This is a genomic window from Microcoleus sp. AT8-B5, from assembly GCF_036705565.1.
Taxonomy (GTDB): domain Bacteria; phylum Cyanobacteriota; class Cyanobacteriia; order Cyanobacteriales; family Microcoleaceae; genus Microcoleus.
Genome location: NZ_JAUBUY010000024.1, coordinates 80,148 through 102,041, shown reverse-complemented (window position 1 = coordinate 102,041; position 21,894 = coordinate 80,148). Strand labels below are relative to the sequence as shown.

Below are 21,894 nucleotides of genomic sequence, written 5' to 3'. Positions count from 1 at the left end.
TCCCCTAAATATAGCGGTAAGCTGCTCGTGGCGCACCCTACGGTTAGAATTTCTGGCCTTAGTCCGCTGGGAATTTTCAACGGCTACTATCACAACACAAGATGAACGCTCCACTTTAGTGTTCTAAAAATTCCTCGCCATGCTGAACGGGAACCAAATAATTAGTGGATTAGCACTGGCTTTTGCGGGTTTTGCGTATGCTTTAGTATTTTTTGTTCTTCTTCCCTTCAGACAATACGATTATGCAGCACCACTTGGGGCAATAGCAATGGCGATCGCCCTTACTCTAGCAATGAATTGGCTACTATCTGCATCGTTGCTAACTGGCTGGAGTTGGGTGGCGGCATTATTTGGTTTTCAGGTAGTCCTGATGTTTTTTGGTAGCGTGTTTTTGGAAGATGGGCTGTACCTGCCAAATTTGTTGTTTTTGGGAACTATGATCGTAGGATATGGGAGCGTTTATACCAGTTTTTCACAACAAAAAACACTGGTAATTGTGGGCTTATTGACGGTATTTTTCCTAGCTTTAATGTACTTATCTTTGATTGGTGGCTATGCGATCAAAGGCAAAAATCCGTTTCAGGGTTCTTCTACCCAGATGCTGCCGCTGTTGAATCAAAGGGTAGAAATTATCACCGACAATCCCAAACAATTTTATTTGAATGGTAAAACTGGCGAACTCACGCATATTGACCGTTATGAGGTGACAGTGAAACTAGATTCTGGAGGAGACGAGAGATTGATGTGGCCCTATGTCAATGTTTGGTGGCAGGATATCAAGGCTGCTAGGGAATGAGAATTAAATAACTTCCACAATAACAATTAAAATTGTAAGTTATTTAATTCGCGATCCTAGCGAACAGAAGTCGCACTAATTTATATCGTTTTCGCTGGCCTCGGAATAATAAAATAGAGTCAACACTTAACACTCAACCATTCAGTTTTCAGACCCCTAGTCAACAGTCAACAGTCAACAGTCAACAATCATGACGAGTTCAACGGAAATTGATATCATTCATTGTTTAAAGCTGGCGCTGTTCCTTCTAAAGGTCGAATAATGGCCGGTTTATTGGTAGATTGTTGCTGAAAAAGTGCCTTGAGTGCCAATTCAAGATTTTCTGCCATGACGATGCGGTTTTCGTAAACAGCAATAACTCTGACTAAAGTTGGCAAACTATTACGCTCTGCTTCTAAGTAAAGAGGTTCCACATACAGTAAAGATTGTTCAATAGGAATTACTAATAAGTTTCCTTGAATTGCTTTTGAACCCTGGCGATTCCAGAGAGATATTTGTTCGGAAATAACAGGATCTTGGTTAATTAAAGCTTCTATTTGTTCCGGGCCATAAACTAATCGCTGTTTGGGAAACAGATACAACAGCAATTTTCCGTAATTGCCACCATCCGATCGCCCTGCAATCCAAGCAATTAAATTGTTGCGGCTTACTGGTGTAAATGGCAGCAGCAAAATAAATTCTTCTGTTGTTTCCGTTGGCAGTTTCGTAATCAAATAATACGGTGCTACGGGCTGCTGTTCGCTGCCATAAATTTCATTGGGAACTCGCCACAAATCCTCCCGATTGTAAAATACTTGCGGGTCTTCCATATGATAAGTTAGCAAGCGTTCTGATTGAATGCTCAGCAAATCTACTGGATATCTGATATGTTTGCGGAGAGCCGGAGGCATTTTGTCAAGGGGTTTGAAGAGTCCGGGAAAGATAGCCATCCAACTGTTAATAATCGGATCGGAGGGATAGGCAACATAGAAGTCAACAGATCCGTTGTAGGCATCAATTACTACTTTTACAGAGTTACGTATGTAGTTAAACTCATGATTTCCCGGATCGGAATACGGATAGCGAGGACTTGCTGTATAGGCATCGATAATCCAGTAAAGATAGTTGGGAGATTTATCATTAGCGGCGGGTGCAGGTTTAATTTTGTTGCCATTGTCCTCCCTGGCTTTTTCTATATCATCATTGCTAAGATTGGCGTTGGCTACTACTAAATACGGGTCAGAATCGTAGCGCAAAAAAGGAGCGATCGCCCGGACTCTTTTGTTAATATTTCGGCGGTACAGCAATTTAGTTTCTGGGGTAAAATTGCGGGTAAGCGCCATTTGCCAATTTTTGAGATAATTAGCAAACAGCCAGCGCCTCCATATAGAACCGATCGCAATTCCGCCCCTACCGCTGTAAGTATTGTAAACATTTTCTTCGCCGCTGGGATAGTCGAATTCTTTGACTTTTGTGGGCGTCATCACGTCTGTATCGGTGATTTCGCCGTAGTAAATTCGCGGGTAGCCGATCGGAATACTGGCCCGAATTCGATCGCTAGTGACTTCCAAAGCAGTCTCTCCTTTCTGGGCTGCCACTCCAATATCTTTGACAAAATAATCCGGTAAACCGCCGACACCGACTCTGTTTACGGGAGAAAGAGTAAAGCCGTAACCGTGAGTGTAAACTAGGTGTTCGTTCACCCAAGTTTGAGCATCTGGGGCAACTGCTGTGTAATCTAATTCCCGCGCTGCCAGAAACACTTGTTGACTTTCCGAATCTCCTTTTTGTGCTTTTTCCTTTTTGATTGTGTAGCGATCGATATCCGCATCAGGAAATGTATAATATGGTCTAATTTGCTGTAACTGTCGGGTCGTTTGCAGCAGCGGTCGCTTGTCCCACAGGCGGATGTTGCTAATAGTAAGTTGATTTTTTTCTAAGTCGGCATAAGTAAGTTTTCCGGCGGGATCGAATGTTTTTATTTCGATATTGTTGAGATCAAAGGCTTCTTTAGTAAAGGCAATACTGCGCTCAATGTACGGCTGTTCTCGTGCTAGTTCGTTGGGTTGAACTATGAGTTTCTGCACAATTTGTGGCAGCAGCCAACCTCCCACAAAAGTTAAAGTTACCCAGGCTAAAATAATTTTTTTTAGGACTTCATTTTTAATTTTGAATTGGTAAACCTGCCACAGCATCAAAAGTGCGATCGTCGTGGCCACAATACTCAAAAATCCATAGAAGGGCAGTCGCACTGTCACGTCAGCATAATTTGCGCCGTAAGTAACGTCTCCCCGCGAATACAGCAATGAGTAGCGCCCCAACCAGTAGCGGAATGCAACGGCTAGCATGGAAGCTGCACCCAACCCGTACAAGTGCCGCTGCTGGGATCGAGAAAACCCCAAAAATATCCCTTGACTCAGGCTATTTCCCGACAGCAAATATGTTAAAGCACTAGATACTAAACTGTACAAAAATACAACTGTCAGCCCGAATCCTAGCAAATCTAAGATTGGCAAAATAAATACATAAAAGCTAATATTTTGATGAAAAAGAGGGTCGGTCGTGTTAAAATTAATAGGGTGAAAATATTGCAAAACATTTGTCCAGCGACTGGCGACAATCAGCCCGATCGCCAAACTGAGAAAAAGGGCGATCGCCCGCAGCCAAAAATCAGGCTTAATTACCACAGCTAACATTGTCCCCAGCAGCAAGCCCAACTGCCACCAGCGAGAAAATAACTGCACGGCTATTTGCTGGATGGACTCAATTCCTAACTGCACCGGCGGTGCAGGTAAATTGCCAGCTATACCCAAATAGGTGAGGCTGTTTGCAGCCAACAGCCCGCAGTGAATTACTATAAAAGTTGCGATCGAACTCAATCCGAATACCGCCAACAGCAGCCAGGAAAAGGTTATTTGGGATTTAGCAACAGGTAATTCGTAATTCTTCTCGGTATTCTTCCCCGCGTTGTTCGCCCTCAGTGAAGCGAATAGCTCCCCCACAACCGGCGATTTCATTTCCTCTGCGGGATGTTGCAGGCGGCGGGCTAAAGCCAAATTTCCCAGCAAAAAGACAGAAGAAACAGCAATTGCGATCGTCCCCAGCAACCCTTGAGTTTTCAGCTTTAACAGAAAAACCTGAAGATATCCAACTTCCTGAAACCAGAGAATTTCTGCAGCCATGCGGGAGGCAAATTCAAGAACCAGCCACAGCCCTACAATCCCTAAAATTAATTGATAAATTCGCCTATTAGTCATTACTTATTAGTCATTAGTTATTGGTTGAATGATACAGCATATTCCAGGTTGATGAAGTACAGTAGCCGCTATATTTATGTTGTGTAATTTTAATATGTAGGGTGCGGATCTGCGACCTTTTAAATAGAACTTGCAGATTAACTGGTGGCGACGCACCTTACTTACTACAATATAGTGTGTACTACATATACATGGAATATGCTGTAACTTATATCATGTTCGAGCAATTTACCTTCCCGAATGATACTTTTGCCGCCAGGGTTGGAGGCATTTTTATTCATGGTAATTGACCGGGCATAATATGACTCCTGCTTTCGGGTCAACTGACTAATGACTAATGACTAATGACCAATGACAAACTAGCTGTACTGCTGATTGACATCCACATCCAAATTAAACAGTGTTTGCAAAGTTTGCATCGCTTGCCGCCGCGCCTCAATATCCTGCTGAGCGCGTAACTGTACCATCGGATCGTGCAAAATCTTATTCACAATCCCCCTTGTTAAAGATTCAATCACATCTTGATGTTTCTCCGAAAATTCCGAACCAAGACGCGATAAAGCTTTTTCTAACTCTTGTTCCCGAATCAATTCTATCTTATCCCGCAAACAGCTAATAGTAGGAACGGTTTCCAGACTGCGCCACCAGAGATCAAAAGCCTCTACTTCCTGTTCCAGCAAGCCCTGAGCTTCCATTGCCATTTTGCGACGGGTTTCGTGATTTTGAGCTACCACTGCTTTCAAGTCGTCCACATTAAACGATCGCACATTAGTGAGTTCGTTTGCATCCGAGTCAATGTTGCGCGGCACAGAAATATCCACCAACATCAAAGGGCGATTCGGATCTAAAACCGCTTCCAATTTAGCTTTATTTAACAGTGGATCGGTAGCTGCCGTACTGGTAAAAACCAAGTCAGAACTAGCAATTACCTGCATCATTTCCGATAGCTGATACAGGTGCAGTTGAGCATCTTTAAACTGACCGGCCAACTCCAGGGCGCCCCGCACAGAGCGGTTAACGATCGAAATATGGCTAGCTCCTTTGGAGAGCAAATGCTGCACCAAAAGCCGCGACATTTTGCCAGCACCGATAATGGCAATTTTGCTGCTTGCTAAATGCTGACCCTTCATTTGAGCCAATTCTGCCGCCGCCGAACTAATCGAAACTGCACCAGTACCGATGCTAGTTTCCGTGCGAACTCGTTTCCCTGCTGTGAGAGCTTGCTTGAACAAGCGCTCTAAAATTCTGCCTACACCTTTGTACTGCTGGGCGAGTTTGTGAGTTTGTTTCACCTGAGCCAAAATTTGTCCTTCTCCGAGCACCAAACTGTCGAGGCCAGAAGCCACTCGCATCAAGTGCATCACCGCATCTTCGTGCAGCAAAATAAACAGGTGAGGGCGCAAAGACTGCAAAGGAACTTTACTGAATTCGGAAAGGAACTGAATAACCTCTCGCACACCAGGTTCCGACTCGCGGGTAACAATATAAATCTCTAAGCGGTTGCAAGTGCTGAGGATGGCAACCTCTTGAACGTGCGGGTAGCCGCGCAATTGGGCGATCGCGGCTTCAACTTTCTGTTCTGGAATGCTCAGTTTTTCGCGAACTTCTACCGGCGCTGTTTTGTGGCTGAGACCTACGACTGCAATATTCATATCTGTGATTTGTCACTATTTCTTTCTTAGTTGTTAACAGTCACCTGTTATTAGTTCTTAGTTTATCGCTAATTGCTAATCACTGGTGACTGTTCACCGTTAACTGTTAATTGTTAACATTTAACTGTTAACCACTAACTAATCACTAATTCAATTGCAGAGATTTCGGCTGGTCAAACATATGGATTGTATCCACAAATCGAGCCGTTTTCGACTGAGAAGAAATTACCAAACTTTCAGTGCGAGCGCCGCCGCCAAAGAAGCGAACTCCATTCATCAGCGTTCCGGGAGTAATCCCGCAAGCTGCAAACAGAACTGTTTCTCCAGATGCCAGCTCTTCAGCATTGTAAATCTTGTCTGGGTCTGTGATGCCCATCTCTTTCAGGCGGGCGATATTGCTCTCTTTGCTTTCACCGATCAAACCAGTTTTTACAACAGCCGGATCGTAAATTAACTGCCCTTGGAAGTGACCGCCCAAGCAGCGCATTGCCGCTGCAGAAATCACGCCTTCGGGTGCTGCGCCAATACCCATAAGTGCGTGGATGTTGGAACCAGAAAACGCGCAAGAAATCGCTGCCGAAACGTCGCCGTCGCTGATCAGCCGAACTCTTGCACCCGCTTGCCGAATTTCATTAATTAAATCTTTGTGTCGGGGGCGATCCATGACCACCACCACCAAATCTTCAATACTGCGGCTGAGACAATCAGAGATAATTTTGAGGTTTTGAGTGGGCGTTTTGCGAATATCTACATGATTCTTAGCAGCCGCAGGAGCAGCCAATTTGTTCATGTAGAAATCCGGTGCCGCAAACAAACCACCTTTTTCAGAGATTGCCAAAACTGCCATCGAACCGTTTTGACCGTAAGCAACCAGGTTAGTACCTTCGCAGGGGTCAACAGCGATGTCAATTTCGATCAATTCATCTATGTTGCAGACATCTTTGGCATCTTCGCGGGTACAAATACCTACTTGTTCACCGATGTAAAGCATGGGTGCGTCATCGCGCTCGCCTTCGCCGATCACGATGCGGCCGCGCATATGAATTTTGTTCATGCGCTCCCGCATGGCTTCTACAGCCACTCTGTCGGCTTCATCTTTTTCGCCTTTGCCCATCAAGCGAGCGGAAGCGATGGCTGCCTGCTCAACTACTTCGATAATCTCTAAACCGATTACATTGTCCACGAACTAGATCCTCCCAACTGCTGATGCGTGCCTTGTGCTCTTTTGCACTCCCAGCCATCAAGTTTATCAGAGGCGGGGATCTGTGCGAGCGCAAGCAGTTGCTTAGTTTGTGTTAACTTTTGCTTCTTTGAGACTGGGGCTGGAAAATCTGAGTCCAACAAGCTCAAAGATCCGACCAAGAGGGCCGGCACGGGGAGTAGGGGTAGCACGGCCCCTACAAGAGAATGAAACAGCCCTGCCGTCTGAACGCTAAATCGCGGACTCCAGAGGTTCCGGGGCTGCGACGGGCTGTTTCAGGCAAGTTGTCATTCCGAGTGCCGTTAAAGGTTTTATGATTAGTTTGCGATGCACGATTTCTCAGAAACCCGGTTGCTAACCCGGAATTTATCGTTACTAAACCCAAAATTTTGGTAGAAACCGGGTTTGTGAGGGTAAGTCCTAATGACGATCGCAAATCAAATGGACAGCCCCAAATCGCGACGCAGTAGACTTTATGAGCCGTAAGCAAAAAACAATGATGATGAAAGCCCAAGATATTATGACCACAGATGTTGTTACCATTCGCGGTTCAGCAACGGTAGCTGAAGCGGTGGCGATGATGAACGATTTGTGTTTGCGCGCGTTGATTGTGGAACGTCGCCACGAACAAGATGCCTATGGCATTGTGACAGAAACGGATATTGTCTATAAAGTAGCAGCCTACGGAGTAGACCCGAAAAAAGTCCGCGTCTTCGAGATTATGACCAAACCTTGCATTACGGTCAATCCTGACTTGGGGGTGGAATATGTGGCTAGGTTGTTCGCGAATACCCGCATCCGCCGGGCGCCGGTGATTAAGGACGAGCTAGTGGGCATTATTTCGGTCACGGATATATTGACAAAAAGCGATTTTCTTGAGAAGCCGAAGAGTGTTTTATTTGACGAAGAAATCGAACAGGCGATCGCGGATGCCAGAAGTATCTGTGCCGAAAAAGGCGCTACCTCTAGAGAGTGCGCGGTAGCCTGGGATATTGTAGAAGAAATGCAGGCTGAGGCTTCTCACCAGCGATCGATGAAGCTGGAAAAAACGGCTTTTGACCAGTATTGCGAGGAAAATCCAGAGGCTGCTGAAGCGCGGATATACGACAGTTAATCTAGTTATTAGTCATTAACTATTAGTTATTAGTTATCAACTCTTATTTATGGATTGATAACTAATAACTAACAATCGGAAATAGCTTTTTTTCGGCTCGCCTCACGAAAGATAAAAATCTTAAGTGTTTGGCCCTGTCATCAGAAATTTGGGTTTGAAACCCCGTCCTTCGTTTGACGGCTTTACAAAGATTTTACATTGAGTCTAGCACAATATCACAATCGAAGTGTTAGACTGTGAGCATGACGCTCAAAGCCTTCAGCTATCGATTCTACCCAACTCCGGAACAAGAGAGTTTGTTGCGACGGACAATGGGTTGCGCTCGTTTAGTATACAACCGTGCCTTAGCCGTAAGAACCGAGGCATGGTACAAAGACCAAAAACGGGTAGGGTATGCTGAAACCTCTTCAATGCTAACCGAATGGAAGAAAACAGAAGAGTTAGATTTTCTGTCGGAAGTTAGCTGCGTACCGTTACAGCAATGCTTGCGACATTTACAAACGGCTTACACCAATTTTTTTGATGGGCGGGCGAAATATCCCAACTTCAAGAAAAAACGCAATGGTGGTAGCGCAGAGTTTACCAAATCTGCTTTCAAGTTTAAGGATGGACAAGTTTACTTAGCAAAGTGTGCCGACCCGTTGCCAATTCGTTGGAGCCGGATGCTACCTGTCGGTTGCCGACCATCAACCATTACGGTGAAGCTTTCACCCTCTGGTAGGTGGTCAGTTTCCCTGTTGGTGAATGTTGAAATTGAAGCATTACCTCAGTCAGGCAGTCAAGTTGGTATTGACTTGGGCATTACAAGTTTACTCGCTCTTAGCACTGGTGAAAAGATTGCCAATCCCAAAGGATTCAAGGCAAAATATCGCAAACTTAGAAGAGCGCAGAAAGCTTTAAGCCGGAAACAGAAAGGGTCAAACAACCGTTACAAAGCACGACTCAAAGTAGCGAAAGTACATCAAGAAATTGCTGATGCAAGAAAAGATAACCTTCACAAGTTAACAACGCGGTTGGTGCGCGAAAACCAAACCATCGCCGTCGAGAATTTGGCTGTGAAGAACATGATTAAAAATCCCAACCTTGCCCTGGCCATAAGTGATGCAAGTTGGGGCGAATTGGTCAGGCAACTTGAATACAAGTGTAAGTGGTACGGTCGTACTTTAATTAAGATTGACCGATGGTTTCCGAGTTCAAAACGGTGTGGCAATTGCGGACACATCGTTGACAAGATGCCGTTGAATATCCGGGAATGGGATTGTCCTAATTGCGGGACACACCATGACCGAGACATCAACGCGGCAAAGAATATTTTGGCGGCAGGGCTTGCCGTGGCAGTCTGTGGAGCGACTGTAAGACCCGAACAGAGTAAATCTGTTAAGGCAGGTGCGAAACCCCGTAAGGGACAGAAGCAGAAACCTAAATCTTGAGGTTTGGGAATCCTCGCCGTTCTACGGCGGGGTGGATGTCAAACAAAACACGTTCAGCTTATTCCCATCAAGATCGCGAAAATATCCCGCATAAAACCCCGGTAACGCGCCTCTTGGTCCTGCTGGCCCTTCATCCTTAGCCCCAAGTTCGATCGCTTTGTTATAAACTAAGTTAACTTTTTCTGGACTGTCAACCTGAAGAGCTATCATGACTCCATTGCCAACAGTTGCTGTGTTACCATCATAGGGTTTTATAATAGCAAGTGCTGGTTCCTCTGGAGAAACGCTCCATGCGATAAATCCGTCGAATTCCATGAATCGTCGAGCGCCAATTTCAGCCAGCAAAGCATCATAAAACTTGGCTGCCGTTTCAATATCGTTGGTACCGAGTGTAACATATCCGATCATATTTTTTGTCTTCTAACTGATGTTAAGATTTAAAAAATGTTTGAGCAAATAACAACTGAGTTAAACTGATCTTTAGAAAACCCAAGCTACAACTCAAACATCATTTTACATCATAACTCAAACTATCTCGGTTTTGTCGGCTGCAATGATTTATTGTCGATCGCTAATACATTCGGGACTGTCTCTAGTTGGACTATTGACGATCGCACTTACGGCCTTTGCTTTCATCGCTTCGGAAGCATAGGGCTTTAACAAGGGCAAAACTTCCCGAGCATTTTTAACAGCAGGATCGAGCCACTGTTCCCAATCGCTGTCGGGGAGAATCACGGGCATTCGATCGTGCAGCGGCTGCACTGTTTCGTTAGCAGCGGTAGTAATTATAGTGCAAGATACAATGTTTTCTGTTTCAGGAGATTCCCAATTTTCCCACAAACCGGCAAAAGCAAAAGGTTCGCCGTCTGCCTTTTGAAAATAGTAAGGCTGTTTGTTCTTTCCCTGCTGTTGCCATTCGTAGAAACCGTCAGCCACTATCAAACATCGCCTGTGCTTAATGGCGCTGCGAAAAGCAGGTTTTTCGGCTACAGTTTCCGATCGCGCATTAATCATGCGACTGCCTATTTTCATGTCTTTTGCCCAACTTGGAATCAGACCCCAGCGCATAAATTGAAAATGTCGCTGCATTTTTTCTGGTTCAACTGTGACTGTGGCAACTGATTGAGTTGGGGCGATATTGTATCGCGGTTTGATGTCTGGAACTCCCGACAGTTTGAATAATTCGGCGATGATTTGACCTGAAGTAGTTAAAGTGAATCTTCCGCACATAATTTTATAGTTGTATTAACGCGGTTTTTACCGATTCCGGCAGTTCGACAGTCGGGTAATCCGGCAGTCCGGCATGGGTTGAAACCCCTGCCTCAAAGCTAAAGTCGGTTAAAACCGACTGGAAATATGAGCTCAATATCTATCTATTTTAGTCCTCTTTTAGAGGACTTTAACTATGAGACAGGGGTTAAAAACCCCTGTCGGATTGTCGGACTAAACCGGGCGGGCGAGACGCCCACCCCACAAGAAAATTCATTCTTTGTGGAACAGGCATCTTGCCTGTTCTTGCGGGACACCCCACAAGAAAATTCATTCTTTGTGGAACAGGCATCCTGCCTGTTCTTGCGGGACACCCCACAAGAAAATTCATTCTTTGTGGAACAGGCATCTTGCCTGTTCTTGCGGGATACCCCACAAGAAAATTCATTCTTTGTGAAACAGGCATCTTGCCTGTTCTTGCGGGATACCCCACAAGAAAATTCATTCTTTGTGAAACAGGCATCCTGCCTGTTCTTGCGGGATACCCCACAAGAAAATTCATTCTTTGTGGAACAGGCATCTTGCCTGTTCTTGTGATTTACCGTTAAGTGGGGGTGAATTTTCGAGATGATTTGTTTTAGGCAATTATTGTTGGTAAAACCCCACCCTAAGAGACATTGCTAAATTGTGGAACCTTCGCCGACAACCATTCGGCGCGCAACTTGTCAATAGCTAATTCTTTGAATTTAGCTTCTACTTCAATCCAAGGAGCTTGATAATAGCAATTAGGCATTTCTGTAATTAAATCGCTGTGGCGCGGATCGGCAAAAAATTCTCTGCCATTCGATATATGCACTAATTGCCATTCAGGAACAGACCAAGTTGTGCGGGCGGCTGCGAGCATTTCGGCAACGCTGGGATCGTCGTAAGTTTCTAAATGTTCGTGAATGACGTGGTGGTGGGCGTCAAAAACCATTGGTACGCCGGTATCGAGACAAACTTCTAAAATTTCCGAGGAACTGTAAGCGTATTCGTCATTTTCAAAGGTTAAGCGCGATCGAATTGATTCGGGTAAATCGCGGATGACAGACTTGAGCTGCGAAATGCGATCGCTCTTGCCGCCGTGAATGTTCATCAGTGCCAGGGGCGATCGGGGTTGTCCCAACATATCTAAAATTAAAGCATGAGTCGCGAGAATTTTAATGCTGTTTTCAACCACAGAAAGCTTGTCGGAACTGAGGACGACAAATTGATCCGGGTGGAGTACCAAGCGGATGCCTAAAGAAAGAGCGCGATCGCCCGTAGTCCGCAATTCTTCAGTCATGGAGTGTAGCACTGCTTCCCCCAAATCTGTATCTGCAAAAGGGAACAGTGCAGAAGTCATGCGGTAGAGCTTAATCTGATTAACGGAACAGAAGTCGATCGCTTTGTCAAGCCGCTTTAAGTTGTCTGTATAAAGCTCGCGCAATACCGTTTCTTGTTCAGTTTCCGAAAGCTGTAAAAGTCGCTTCCGCGTGACTGTGCGAAAGCGAACTTCATTGGATGTTGTAATACAGACTAATCCCAATTCCGGCAATTTGTCTTTTTCCAATACTTGGTTAATATTGCTCATTTAAAATAACACCTAGCTCTATTTCGATCGCAAAATAGGTTTGTAATAAGGACTGAAGTCCTTAGTTATCAAGTTTTGAGAGACTTTACTCCCTCAAAACTCGATCTAACTATAATTTCTAGCTTAGACTCAGCGGCTGCGGGCGATCGCCTATCTTAAGTCAGAGATGTTGCTTAATAGTTGAGGATGCTATAGCACTCCTGGCATAAATTGTGAAATTTTTCTCTTCTCTTCTCAACATTCGCGTCAAGAGAGTCTTCGCGGTTCCTTCACAAAAAAACTCAGTTTCGTGTTTCCCGAAAGAATTGCTATATCTCCTGACTTTCCCCATTTCCCGTTTTCAATCAACTTCGCAAACGCCCTGACCTGAGAATGCTAATAATCAACCAAAAACCCAAAAAACTCGCCGCCCCAAACAAACCAGTGCTCAGAAAAGATAGCTGAGAAGTTTGTGCGTTAGAAGAAATAATTGCCGCCCCCACAATCAGCGAACCCACGACAATACTAAAAGAAAGTCGGTTCGCAGAATCCCCCAGAGTGCGGCGTAGCGGATCGAGTTCTTTTAGTGTCAAGTTCCACTTCAAAGTTTCCGAAGTAACTCGGTCTAAAAGCACTTCCACCTGTCGCGGAGATTGCAAAGATAAGCTTTTCAGATCCAGGGCAGTTCTCAGCAGAGCTTGGATCGGATCGTCTCCTAATAACTGACGCCGAAACATATCGGTCATCAGCGGTTTAACCTGCTCTACAATATTAAATCGGGGATTAAAAGAGCGCGCCAGTCCCTCCAAATTCGCTAGAGTTTTTGCATACAAACCGAGATTGCTGGGCAGCCGAATTTTATTTTTGCGGGTGATTTCCAGCACCTCATAAAAAATTTCCGACAAGTTCATTTGCGACAAGCTAACATTGTAATACTTGCGTAGCATTCGAGCCAAATCGTTCTCTAGATTAACTAAACTTGTCGGCTGAGCAAATTCGGCCATTTCCAAAGTTAATTGAGCGCAGCGCTGAGCGTCTAAATCGACAATTGCCAGCAACATTTCTGTCAAATTCTGCTGAGTGCGCGGGTCTAATCTGCCGACCATGCCGCAGTCTAGCAAAGCTATGCGGCCGTCTTTGAGATAAAATAAATTGCCGGGATGCGGGTCTGCGTGAAAGAATCCGTCGATATATAACTGCTGGAAGAAAACGCGGCAAAGTAGCGTTGTAATTTCTTCGCGTTCGGCATTTATATCTCCTTTGTGGCGAATTCCTTGCAAATCGCCTAACAAAATCGGGACTCCGTTCAGCCACTCCATGACTAAGAGTTTTTTTGTAGTTAACTCCCAGTTAATTTCTGGTAAGACCACTTGTGTGGGGTCAAACCATTTACTTTTAGATAAATTGCGGCGCAGTTCGTCTGTGTAGCTGGCTTCTTGAATGAAGTCTAGTTCTGCACGCAGGGCGATCGCAAATTCTTCTGCTAAGGCGACAATATCGTATTGTTGACCGAAGTCTGTGAGCATGACAAGTTCTGCCAAACCTCGCAGTACGGCGATGTCTTGTTCGATGACAATATCAATACCGGGGCGCTGAACTTTGAGGGCGACTTCGCGGCCGTCTTTTAAGGTAGCTTTGTGGGTTTGGGCGATCGAACCTGCTGCGATGGCTTCGGTGTTAAATTTGGCGAAGGTATTTTCGAGAGATTGTGTGAGTTCCTGGCGGACGATTGCTTCTACTTGCGACCACGGTACGGGCGGCACTTCCGCTTGTAGCGTGGAGAGAGTTTCGATGTAGCTGGCGGGTAAAAGGTCAGGACGGGTGCTCAGCAATTGACCCAATTTGACAAATACTGGGCCTAATTCGACGAGGATATTGCGGAGAACTGCTGGAGTTGGGAGACTGGGTGCGTCGGTTTTGCGGCCGGTTAGGAGGCTTTTCATGTAGTCCCAACCGTTGCGGAAGACGACCTCTAGAATTTCTCCTTTGCGAGAATTGTTTTGAACTAGGCTAAACAAGGGGCCTCCGGGTCGATCGGGTTTAAGGGCTATATAACTACTAGGATAGCGCTGTTGACCAAGCTGACCAGTGTCTTGGGGAATAACTTGGGGGTGGTGCGAATGGGGCGCGATTCCCTACGGGATAGCTTCGCACGCGCGTATTTTGGGTAGCAGAATTGCTGTTGAGAATTTCCTCGTCTCGGAAACATTTTCAGACCGTTTTGTTACTTATAGTATTCATTAATTGACTTATAATCTGTAGACTTATTGTCTATAAAAGTTTATTTATAGTCTGTAGATTTATTGTCTACATTTTTTGATAATTGTACCTTGAAGCAAAAAAGTGAAATAGATATCAAAAAGCGTTTTGGAAAAGCCATAAGGCGGCGTCGGCGAGAACTCGATCTATCACAAGAACACCTAGCCGAAATTTCAGGACTTCATCGTACTTACATTTCGAGCATAGAAAGAGGTCAGCGCAATCCATCTTTGGAAAATATTGACAATCTAACAAAAGCCCTGGATATATCTATTTCTGAGCTCTTTGCTAACTATGGTATAGAGGTAGAAGAGTGACAGCTAAAAAAAATGCTAAAGCTAAAAATACTCGGTTGAGCTATAAACTTGGTCTGCCAGCAGCAATAGCGAGAAAAGTTGAAAAGACAGGTCAAACCAGAGGTGCAGAGAAAGATACTGTTTATCAAAACCGCGTCCTCCGATCTAGTACAGTCCTAATACCGCTGAGTTCGTGGAAAGTTGGGGTTGTCCCACCACCCGAAGGATTTGAAAATGGTTACATAGTTCTTGCCCATCCAGAGGAATACTTTTCGGACACTCCTCCAACCTCTAAATTAGATTTACCAAAAGACTTACAGCTAGGAAAAGATTTATTAGTATTTTATGAAACTAGACCTCAATGGATGCGCTACCCTCCAAGTCAGTATGGTTGGCATCCCGCCCATTCTCGAATTCCACCACTAGGAGGTCAATACCTTGCCCGCGTACCAGATACTACCCGTCCTGGAGACTCTCTTGAAAGGCATGGGTACATAGATAGCAAAACTGGCGGTCAAGGGGCAGGAATTAGGATTTATGAGTATGCTTCAAAAACAGAAATAGAAGCTACTAGATATCAGTTATCTTTCCTTGTGTGGCAAACCGAGGGAATTATTGATATGGCGCGAGAAGAAGGGACACTGAATCCTGAAGAATGCAAGGCAATAATCGAAGCTAAATGTCAGGACATGGGACTGAGCGATCTTACGCTACTTCAGCAAAACAGGATAATAGATAGCCAACAGCGTACCGTTTGCCCTCTTTGCTTGAAGCCTATCCTAGCTCAAGAGCTGGCGTCCCGCGTGGAACAAGCTGAAGGTCGAAATGTACCTGATTTGACAGTTACCACAGCAAATTTATTTCATGTTAAGGAACTCAAAGCCGGAGTATATAATCACTGTCGTTACAATTTGGGATGGGGACATCATCACTGTAATGCAGCAGCTAGAGACTGGGGAGTTAAACGCACATTAAAATGGATGGAAGAAGTCCTCACAAATAACGGAAAAATAATTAATTATTTTTCCGAAGACACATTATTTAATAAGTTTTGAAACAAAAATTCCTTTTTCCAGTCAAATTCTGATGTTTTAGACTTTGGTAATGGCTGTGATATATCAGAACACCGTAAAGTTATTTTGTGACACAGACTTTCTTCAATCTCAATCAGCATAGCTTTACGACCTAACATTTGGGCTGCTTGTCCAACAACACCTGAACCTGCAAAGCAATCCAGCACCATATCACCCGAATAAGAACTGGCTTCAATAATATGAGTAATCATATCTAATGGCTTTTCTGCTGGGTGTTTACCCCGGTAAGGTCTAACTGTTGGGAAATCCCAAATATCGGTGTATGGTATATCGGCAGTTACAGAAAAAGGTCTGATTATTTCTTGATAATCAGGTAATTCTGGGACTTGGGGGCTAAATTTAGACAACACCGATTTCAGTTTTTGATATTGTTCGGGACTGGGGATGTTTCTGCCGGTCTCCCAATTCGATACTGCACCACCGTGATTGACACTCCCATACTCACCAATAGCTTCTGTTAGCTGAATAGTTGAGATCCCTGCAGCTTCGCGGGTTTTTCTGAGCAAGCTACCAAAAGCTGATTGTTTGTTGTTTTCCGCTGAGGCTGATTCAGCAAAAATAATCCGTTCCGAATGAAGATACCAACTCCTTAAACTTTCTTTTTTTGCCTTTTGCTTCCATCCATCATAGCCTGGTTCATTGGGTTTTGTCCAAGTAATTGAAGCTAGGACATTAAATCTTTCACCTAACATTACCTCAATTTTGGCTGCCATTTTATTAGAGGCAAAACAGTAGAGAGAGCCATTGGGAGCTAATACCCGCTGCCATTGCTCGGCTATAGTGTCTAACCAGTGAAGGTACTCTGGATCATTTTTAAATCTTTTGTCGCCCGTAATGTTATCTTTTTTAGTAGAATGATAGGGGGGGTCTGTCAGAATTAGATTGACACAATTATTAGGCAGTGACTTTAATACATCTAAGCAGTCACCTTGGTAGAGAGTGACCGCAGGGGATTGAAAGTAGGTGTTCATTGGCTTATTTTCTCTATAGCGCTCTGTACTCAACCGCTCGATTCCATAATTTAAGTTATTATATATGGGAAACCGAACCTCAGTCTAGTCTGTAAGACAATTAAATGATGGGTTTTACGCTCGCCCGGTTCAACATCTTTAACAGCTTCGGGAAAAATAGCCTGTTTTATAATTTTTTGTAATTCGCTTTTTCCGGGATTTATTGTAATTCCAAAGGGCGATTGATAATCGCCCTATTTCTATCACAATAAATCTTTCAATTTATCATCTTCTCCCAACACCTTAATTACCTGTTTAATCTCCTGCGTCCTGTCCTTTTTTACAATCAAAGTTACATTGCCATCTCTGACAACTACCACATCTTCTAAACCAATGGTGACAATCACCTCATTCTCATCGGCTGCATAAAAAATGCCACCTTTCGTATCAATTCCGACGTGTTTGGCTAACTCCAAATTCGGCTTATCTCCTTGCAGCAAACGACCGATCGCATTCCAATCTCCCAAATCGTCCCAGCTAAAGCCTACGGGCAGAACACAGGCCTTTTGCGTCTTCTCCATCAGCGCGTAATCGATGCTAATTTTGGGTAATTCTGAGTAAGCCTGCGCCCCTTTTGCTTCCAAAGCTGCCATCATTTCCGGTACATGATTTCGCAATTCTGTCAAGACTGTTCCGACTCGAAATACAAAAATTCCGCCGTTCCAACTAAACTTGCCGCTGGCTACAAATTCTTCCGCAGTTGTGCGATCGGGCTTTTCCGTAAACCTCGCCACTCGATAGGCCGGAAAACCCCCAAAACTGCCGATTTCCTCGCCTTGTTCGATGTAGCCGTAACCGGTAGAAGCATAACTCGGCTTGACTCCCAAAGTGGCGATCGCATCCTGATTTTTCGCCAACTCCGCCGCCGCCTCCAAAGTCTTGATAAACTCCTGTGGTTCCCCAATCCAGTGATCCGCCGGGAAAAAACCAACAACCGCATCCTCACCGTAACGCTTCGCAGTTTCTATAGCAGTCCAGGCCACAGCCGGCGCAGTATCTCGGCCCTCTGGTTCCGCCAGTAAATTCTCCGGCGGTAACAGCGGCAACTGTTCCCGAACCCCCTCCGCCAACATTTCCGACGTTACCACCCACAAATCGTCCCAACCGTTACCTAATTCCAAAAGTCTTTCCGCAGTAGCCTGCAGCAAACTCTTGCCGCTACCGTCGAGACTCAAAAACTGCTTGGGCCGCTGCTTGCGACTCAGTGGCCAGAAACGTTCGCCTTTACCGCCGGCCAGAATCACAGGAATTAAGGTTCTACTCATTGTTTAAAGTTTAAACTGTTCACATCTATTTTGCCTTGATACTGGTAGGGACACGGCAATGCCGTGTCTTTACCCGTAGCTTAATTTTTAATTCTACCTTCTATCTTCTGCCTGTCACTTTTTCAATCCAATTAGTATCACGATCAATGTAAGGTGCGCCCCAGCATACCTTATTCAATATAAGACCGAAAAACTCTGGTTGAGGAATCATTGAAGATTGCTATAGCCACTAGGAATTAGCCATTACCTATTACTTCGACAATTCGATATTGAGTTCGTTCACAACACGGCGTTTGAGCGGAATTGATTTTTCTCTAGGCAGCAAGTCAAATACTTTCCGAAAAGCGTCATCTACCTGTTCAAATGGTATTTGTCCTTTTTCATTGAAAACTACTTTTCCCGATTGGTCTAGGATGACAGTTTGAGGTACGAAACCTTCGTAATAATGGCTTGGTTCGGTGATTTCGGGTGACGGTTGCGGAGGCAAAGAGTCAATTGTTATGGGCATAAAATCGGCTTCGCGCCCGTAAAATTCCTGGAGTTGAGAGACGACGATCGCGTATTGCTTGGAGTCGCTGCTGTCGTCAGTGTAAAAAACCAACAGTACGGGTTTATGGCGTTTGAAAGAATCTGTAATCTTGACTTTAGGAGGAACTAGGGAACCGTTGCCGGCGTAGAGGGCAAATATTGTACCGTCAAAGCGATCGTCCGTAAGAGTTGCCAAGGCTGGGGCCGTGCCGCTTAGCAGTATGAAGCTAAGTGCGATCGCCACTGTTACAAGACTGGCTGACAAGATTCGCCTCAGCCAGCGGATGCCAGAAGCAGCAGTAACAAGTGATTTTTTTTTCTCAGTAAATATCATAGGTTGTGGGCAGTTGCTGTAAGGAAACCGAAATCAGATGCAAAAACTTTCCTAAGTTTATCAGCAAAATGTAGGCAAATGTTGTTGAGTAGGTTAAAGTAGTTTCGGCTCGACGATCGTAAATTGCTGATAGTGGCGATCGACAAGGCGATTCTACAGGCCCAAGATCACTATTTGCGATCGGCTTTTTAGGGGCGGGCTGGAAGTGTCCGCGCCACAATAAAATTTATTTGTGGTGGCATGGGCTTGTAGCTTCTGAAAATAATGCAAGATGTTAAATCCAAGTGATAACTAGAAACTGAAAACTGGGAATTTACAACTAATGATAGCTTTGCTTGACGCACTCCTCGCCCAAACGCCGGCTGCTGATGTTTCCGGGCCGGCTCAAATCAATCTGGCGCAGGCCCTTGTTTTAGGAATTGTACAAGGATTAACAGAGTTTTTGCCTATCAGCAGCAGCGCTCATTTGAAGGTAGTGCCGATCGCCCTGGGATGGGGCGATCCCGGAGTTGCTTATACTGCTGTTATTCAGTTGGGCAGCATTGTCGCAGTGCTTTGGTATTTCTGGAAAGACTTGACAAATATAGCTGTTGGTGCAGTCGAAGCCCTGGTGCAGCGCAACTACAAATCCCATGAGTTTCAAATGGCGGTAGCACTGGTTTTGGGAACAATACCTATAGTCTTTTTTGGGCTGCTAATCAAGGCATTGGTTCCAGATTTTGACAACTCGCCACTTAGAAGTTTGGCCAGTATCGCCATTGCTTCGATCGTCATGTCGCTACTGTTAGCAATAGCAGAAAAAATTGGCAAGCGCAATCGCACTTATGAAAAGTTAACTGTCTTAGACGGTATTTTGATGGGATCAGCTCAAGCAATCGCCTTGATTCCGGGGTGTTCGCGATCGGGTTCCACTCTAACAGCAGGATTGTTCATGGGATTGGAAAGACCCGCCGCCGCGCGGTTTTCTTTTTTATTGGGAATTCCGGCAATTACTCTGGCTGGATTAGTGGAATTAAGGGGTGATTTGGGACAAGGAATCAGCGATGCGGGAGTTGCAGCTTTGATAGTGGGAACGATTTCATCATTTGTGTTTTCTTATTTGTCGATCGCGTGGCTAATGAAGTTCCTGCAAACTCAAAAGACGTGGATATTTGTGTTGTATCGGCTAGCTTTTGGCGTGGCCATTTTAACGGCGATCGCAGGTGGGGCAGTGAAAAATGCGTAGGTTGTTATAATTACAAGGACAGGCAAGATGCCTGTTCCACAAAACAAGAACAGGCAAGATGCCTGTTCCACAAAGAGTAAATTTTCTTGTGGGACGGGCATCTTGCCCGTTCATAAAAAGCTTATTAATAGCTGACAAGCTGTTAGCTTTTAACTCAAAGTGAGCGTCGCCGTGAAGGATATAGAATGCCTGAAGATAGCGAGCGCCAAAATGAAAAATTAACGCTAATTATGCTGGTTCATGGTGCTAGCATTGGTGTAGCGATGTCCTTCTTTATCTCTCCCGGAATTGTGGGAACAATAGTATCAGATTTAAAACAGGTTCTCCGTTCAGAATCCCAGTGCTAATATATGGAATAGTCTCGCAAAAAAAGGGATTATTTGCCGCAAGGCTGGGTTGACAAAAGAGCGCTGTTGTGCTGGCAGAAACAACTAAGCCTGTCAGGAACCCCGTCAAAATTTTGAGTTTCATAAATACATATTTTTGATACATCCTCTCACAGCCAAGCTAAATTCACAACCCAGAAGTTATTCTGATTCTAAAGGCGATCGAGCCTAGGAGACTGCTATGCTGAAAAGAGAAAACTAATACTGCCATCAATCTTAAAATGCTATTTGTTCCTACGGCTGAACCAATTCCGCTTGTGGCTGATGCAAACGGTGTTATCCGGGTTAGCCAAACCCGAATTACCCTAGATACAGTCATTACAGCTTTTCTTGAAGGAGGCACAGCAGAAGAAATCCGGGAACAGTACCCGTCTCTTCAACTTTCCGATATTTATTTTGCGATCGGCTACTACTTGCGACACCAATCCGAAGTTGACGCTTATCTGATGGAACGTCAACGTCTTGCCACAGAAGTTCAGCAGGAAGCAGAAAGGCGTTTTAACCCAGTTGGAATACGCGATCGCTTATTAGCCAGACGCAACCAAAAAGGGTAGTGTTATATGCTGCGATTATTGGCAGACGAGAACTTTAACAATCAGATTGTTCGAGGTATTCTGCGGCGAAATCCCGACGTTGATATTGTCCGCGTTCAAGATATGGGCTTGATCGAAGCAGACGACCCAACTGTTTTAGAATGGGCCGCGCAGCAAGGGCGCGTGGTACTAACTCACGATGTAGCAACTATGACAAACTTTGCCTACGAACGAATGCAAGCAGGTCTTGCGATGCCAGGGTTATTTGAAGTCAGCCGCCGTGTTTCTGTAGGTTTGGCGATCGAGGAAATTTTGCTAATAGCTGAGTGCAGTCTGGAAGGAGAATGGGAAGGACAAGTGCGATTTTTACCTTTACGCTAACGAGTTTAAGCAAACTATGTCAATACCGAAAAAAGGAGCCAGAAAAATAATTGTTGATGGGGAGCCTTTTATCTGGCTAATCCGAAGACAAGCTACTTATACGCAAGAATACTCCGGAAATCTTCATGTTGCGATCGAACACGCCCAAAAACGGGGTTCGGTGTTAGTTATCATCACCGATCGACCTCATCCTCAATGTTGGGGTACTAACGAAGTGAAACCAGTAACACCCTGTGATGCAACACAATGGATACGGCAAGCGGTGCGACTCGGATGGCAGCCTCAGCTACCCGGAATAACTTTTGAGGTGCGGATTGCAGAACTGTTTATGGAAAAAATATAATAATGCTGTAT

General features: G+C 44.8%; 20 protein-coding genes. 10 read left to right on the top strand and 10 right to left on the bottom strand.

The window, feature by feature from the left end; translation table 11 throughout:
* Positions 1–139 precede the first annotated feature (139 nt).
* Positions 140–796 (top strand): hypothetical protein, encoded by a 657-nt coding sequence (locus QUB39_RS17720; RefSeq protein WP_333055835.1) that lies wholly within the window; start codon positions 140–142, stop codon positions 794–796.
* Positions 797–1,011: 215 nt separating this feature from the next.
* Here the strand turns inward: QUB39_RS17720 and QUB39_RS17715 are convergent, their stop codons facing one another.
* From QUB39_RS17715 to glpX, 3 genes are all read right to left on the bottom strand, one after another.
* On the bottom strand, positions 1,012–4,032 hold the full coding sequence (locus QUB39_RS17715; RefSeq protein ID WP_333263082.1) for a UPF0182 family protein: 3,021 nt from the start codon (positions 4,030–4,032) through the stop codon (positions 1,012–1,014).
* A 359-nt stretch (positions 4,033–4,391) separates the two neighbouring features.
* Entirely contained in the window at positions 4,392–5,684 is a 1,293-nt protein-coding gene (locus tag QUB39_RS17710) for a glutamyl-tRNA reductase (RefSeq protein WP_333055833.1), read from the bottom strand.
* A gap of 145 nt (positions 5,685–5,829) precedes the next feature.
* Entirely contained in the window at positions 5,830–6,867 is a 1,038-nt protein-coding gene (gene glpX / locus QUB39_RS17705) for a class II fructose-bisphosphatase (protein WP_333055832.1), read from the bottom strand.
* A gap of 514 nt (positions 6,868–7,381) precedes the next feature.
* On the opposite strand from glpX, the gene QUB39_RS17700 reads away from it, so the two are divergent.
* Both QUB39_RS17700 and QUB39_RS17695 read left to right on the top strand, forming a co-directional pair.
* The gene (locus tag QUB39_RS17700) at positions 7,382–7,999 is read left to right on the top strand and encodes a CP12 domain-containing protein (RefSeq protein WP_333055870.1); all 618 of its coding nucleotides are present in this window, start codon (positions 7,382–7,384) and stop codon (positions 7,997–7,999) included.
* A 242-nt stretch (positions 8,000–8,241) separates the two neighbouring features.
* Complete coding sequence (locus tag QUB39_RS17695) at positions 8,242–9,429, top strand: RNA-guided endonuclease TnpB family protein (protein ID WP_333055831.1); 1,188 nt, start codon at positions 8,242–8,244, stop codon at positions 9,427–9,429.
* Positions 9,430–9,450: 21 nt separating this feature from the next.
* Here QUB39_RS17695 and QUB39_RS17690 read toward each other — a convergent pair whose 3' ends face one another.
* Together QUB39_RS17690 and QUB39_RS17685 are read right to left on the bottom strand one after the other, a co-directional pair.
* Positions 9,451–9,837: a VOC family protein gene (locus QUB39_RS17690; protein ID WP_333055830.1), complete on the bottom strand. Its 387-nt coding sequence runs from the start codon at positions 9,835–9,837 to the stop codon at positions 9,451–9,453.
* A gap of 150 nt (positions 9,838–9,987) precedes the next feature.
* Entirely contained in the window at positions 9,988–10,659 is a 672-nt protein-coding gene (locus QUB39_RS17685; protein WP_333210799.1) for an SOS response-associated peptidase, read from the bottom strand.
* A 126-nt stretch (positions 10,660–10,785) separates the two neighbouring features.
* Here QUB39_RS17685 and QUB39_RS17680 point away from each other — a divergent pair, with 126 nt between their 5' ends.
* Entirely contained in the window at positions 10,786–11,235 is a 450-nt protein-coding gene (locus QUB39_RS17680; protein WP_333210797.1) for a hypothetical protein, read from the top strand.
* 70 nt (positions 11,236–11,305) lie between these two features.
* On the opposite strand, the gene uvsE is transcribed toward QUB39_RS17680, so the two are convergent.
* Both uvsE and QUB39_RS17670 read right to left on the bottom strand, forming a co-directional pair.
* On the bottom strand, positions 11,306–12,250 hold the full coding sequence (gene uvsE, locus QUB39_RS17675; protein WP_333055827.1) for a UV DNA damage repair endonuclease UvsE: 945 nt from the start codon (positions 12,248–12,250) through the stop codon (positions 11,306–11,308).
* A 344-nt stretch (positions 12,251–12,594) separates the two neighbouring features.
* Positions 12,595–14,247 (bottom strand): AarF/ABC1/UbiB kinase family protein, encoded by a 1,653-nt coding sequence (locus QUB39_RS17670; protein WP_333055826.1) that lies wholly within the window; start codon positions 14,245–14,247, stop codon positions 12,595–12,597.
* A gap of 285 nt (positions 14,248–14,532) precedes the next feature.
* Between QUB39_RS17670 and QUB39_RS17665 the strand changes: the two genes are divergently transcribed.
* Positions 14,533–14,805 (top strand): helix-turn-helix transcriptional regulator, encoded by a 273-nt coding sequence (locus QUB39_RS17665; protein ID WP_333055825.1) that lies wholly within the window; start codon positions 14,533–14,535, stop codon positions 14,803–14,805.
* Positions 14,802–15,839, top strand: a complete 1,038-nt coding sequence (locus QUB39_RS17660) for a BstXI family restriction endonuclease (RefSeq protein WP_333055824.1) — start codon at positions 14,802–14,804, stop codon at positions 15,837–15,839. The genes QUB39_RS17665 and QUB39_RS17660 overlap by 4 nt, the downstream gene beginning before the upstream one ends.
* Here the strand turns inward: QUB39_RS17660 and QUB39_RS17655 are convergent.
* The 3 genes from QUB39_RS17655 to QUB39_RS17645 form a co-directional block, all read right to left on the bottom strand.
* Entirely contained in the window at positions 15,803–16,849 is a 1,047-nt protein-coding gene (locus QUB39_RS17655; protein ID WP_333055823.1) for a site-specific DNA-methyltransferase, read from the bottom strand. The two genes, QUB39_RS17660 and QUB39_RS17655, sit on opposite strands and share 37 nt — an antisense overlap.
* A gap of 242 nt (positions 16,850–17,091) precedes the next feature.
* On the bottom strand, positions 17,092–18,153 hold the full coding sequence (locus tag QUB39_RS17650) for a mannose-1-phosphate guanylyltransferase (protein ID WP_333055822.1): 1,062 nt from the start codon (positions 18,151–18,153) through the stop codon (positions 17,092–17,094).
* Positions 18,154–18,403: 250 nt separating this feature from the next.
* Positions 18,404–19,015 (bottom strand): thylakoid membrane photosystem I accumulation factor, encoded by a 612-nt coding sequence (locus QUB39_RS17645; protein WP_333055821.1) that lies wholly within the window; start codon positions 19,013–19,015, stop codon positions 18,404–18,406.
* Positions 19,016–19,337: 322 nt separating this feature from the next.
* Between QUB39_RS17645 and QUB39_RS17640 the strand changes: the two genes are divergently transcribed.
* The 4 genes from QUB39_RS17640 to QUB39_RS17625 all read left to right on the top strand — a co-directional run bounded on the left by QUB39_RS17640 (position 19,338) and on the right by QUB39_RS17625 (position 21,883).
* Complete coding sequence (locus tag QUB39_RS17640) at positions 19,338–20,240, top strand: undecaprenyl-diphosphate phosphatase (protein ID WP_333055820.1); 903 nt, start codon at positions 19,338–19,340, stop codon at positions 20,238–20,240.
* Positions 20,241–20,847: 607 nt separating this feature from the next.
* On the top strand, positions 20,848–21,180 hold the full coding sequence (locus QUB39_RS17635) for a DUF433 domain-containing protein (protein ID WP_333055818.1): 333 nt from the start codon (positions 20,848–20,850) through the stop codon (positions 21,178–21,180).
* Between the two features lie 6 nt (positions 21,181–21,186).
* Positions 21,187–21,540 (top strand): DUF5615 family PIN-like protein, encoded by a 354-nt coding sequence (locus QUB39_RS17630; RefSeq protein ID WP_333055817.1) that lies wholly within the window; start codon positions 21,187–21,189, stop codon positions 21,538–21,540.
* Positions 21,541–21,556: 16 nt separating this feature from the next.
* Positions 21,557–21,883, top strand: a complete 327-nt coding sequence (locus QUB39_RS17625) for a hypothetical protein (protein ID WP_333055816.1) — start codon at positions 21,557–21,559, stop codon at positions 21,881–21,883.
* The last annotated feature ends 11 nt before the right edge of the window (positions 21,884–21,894 follow it).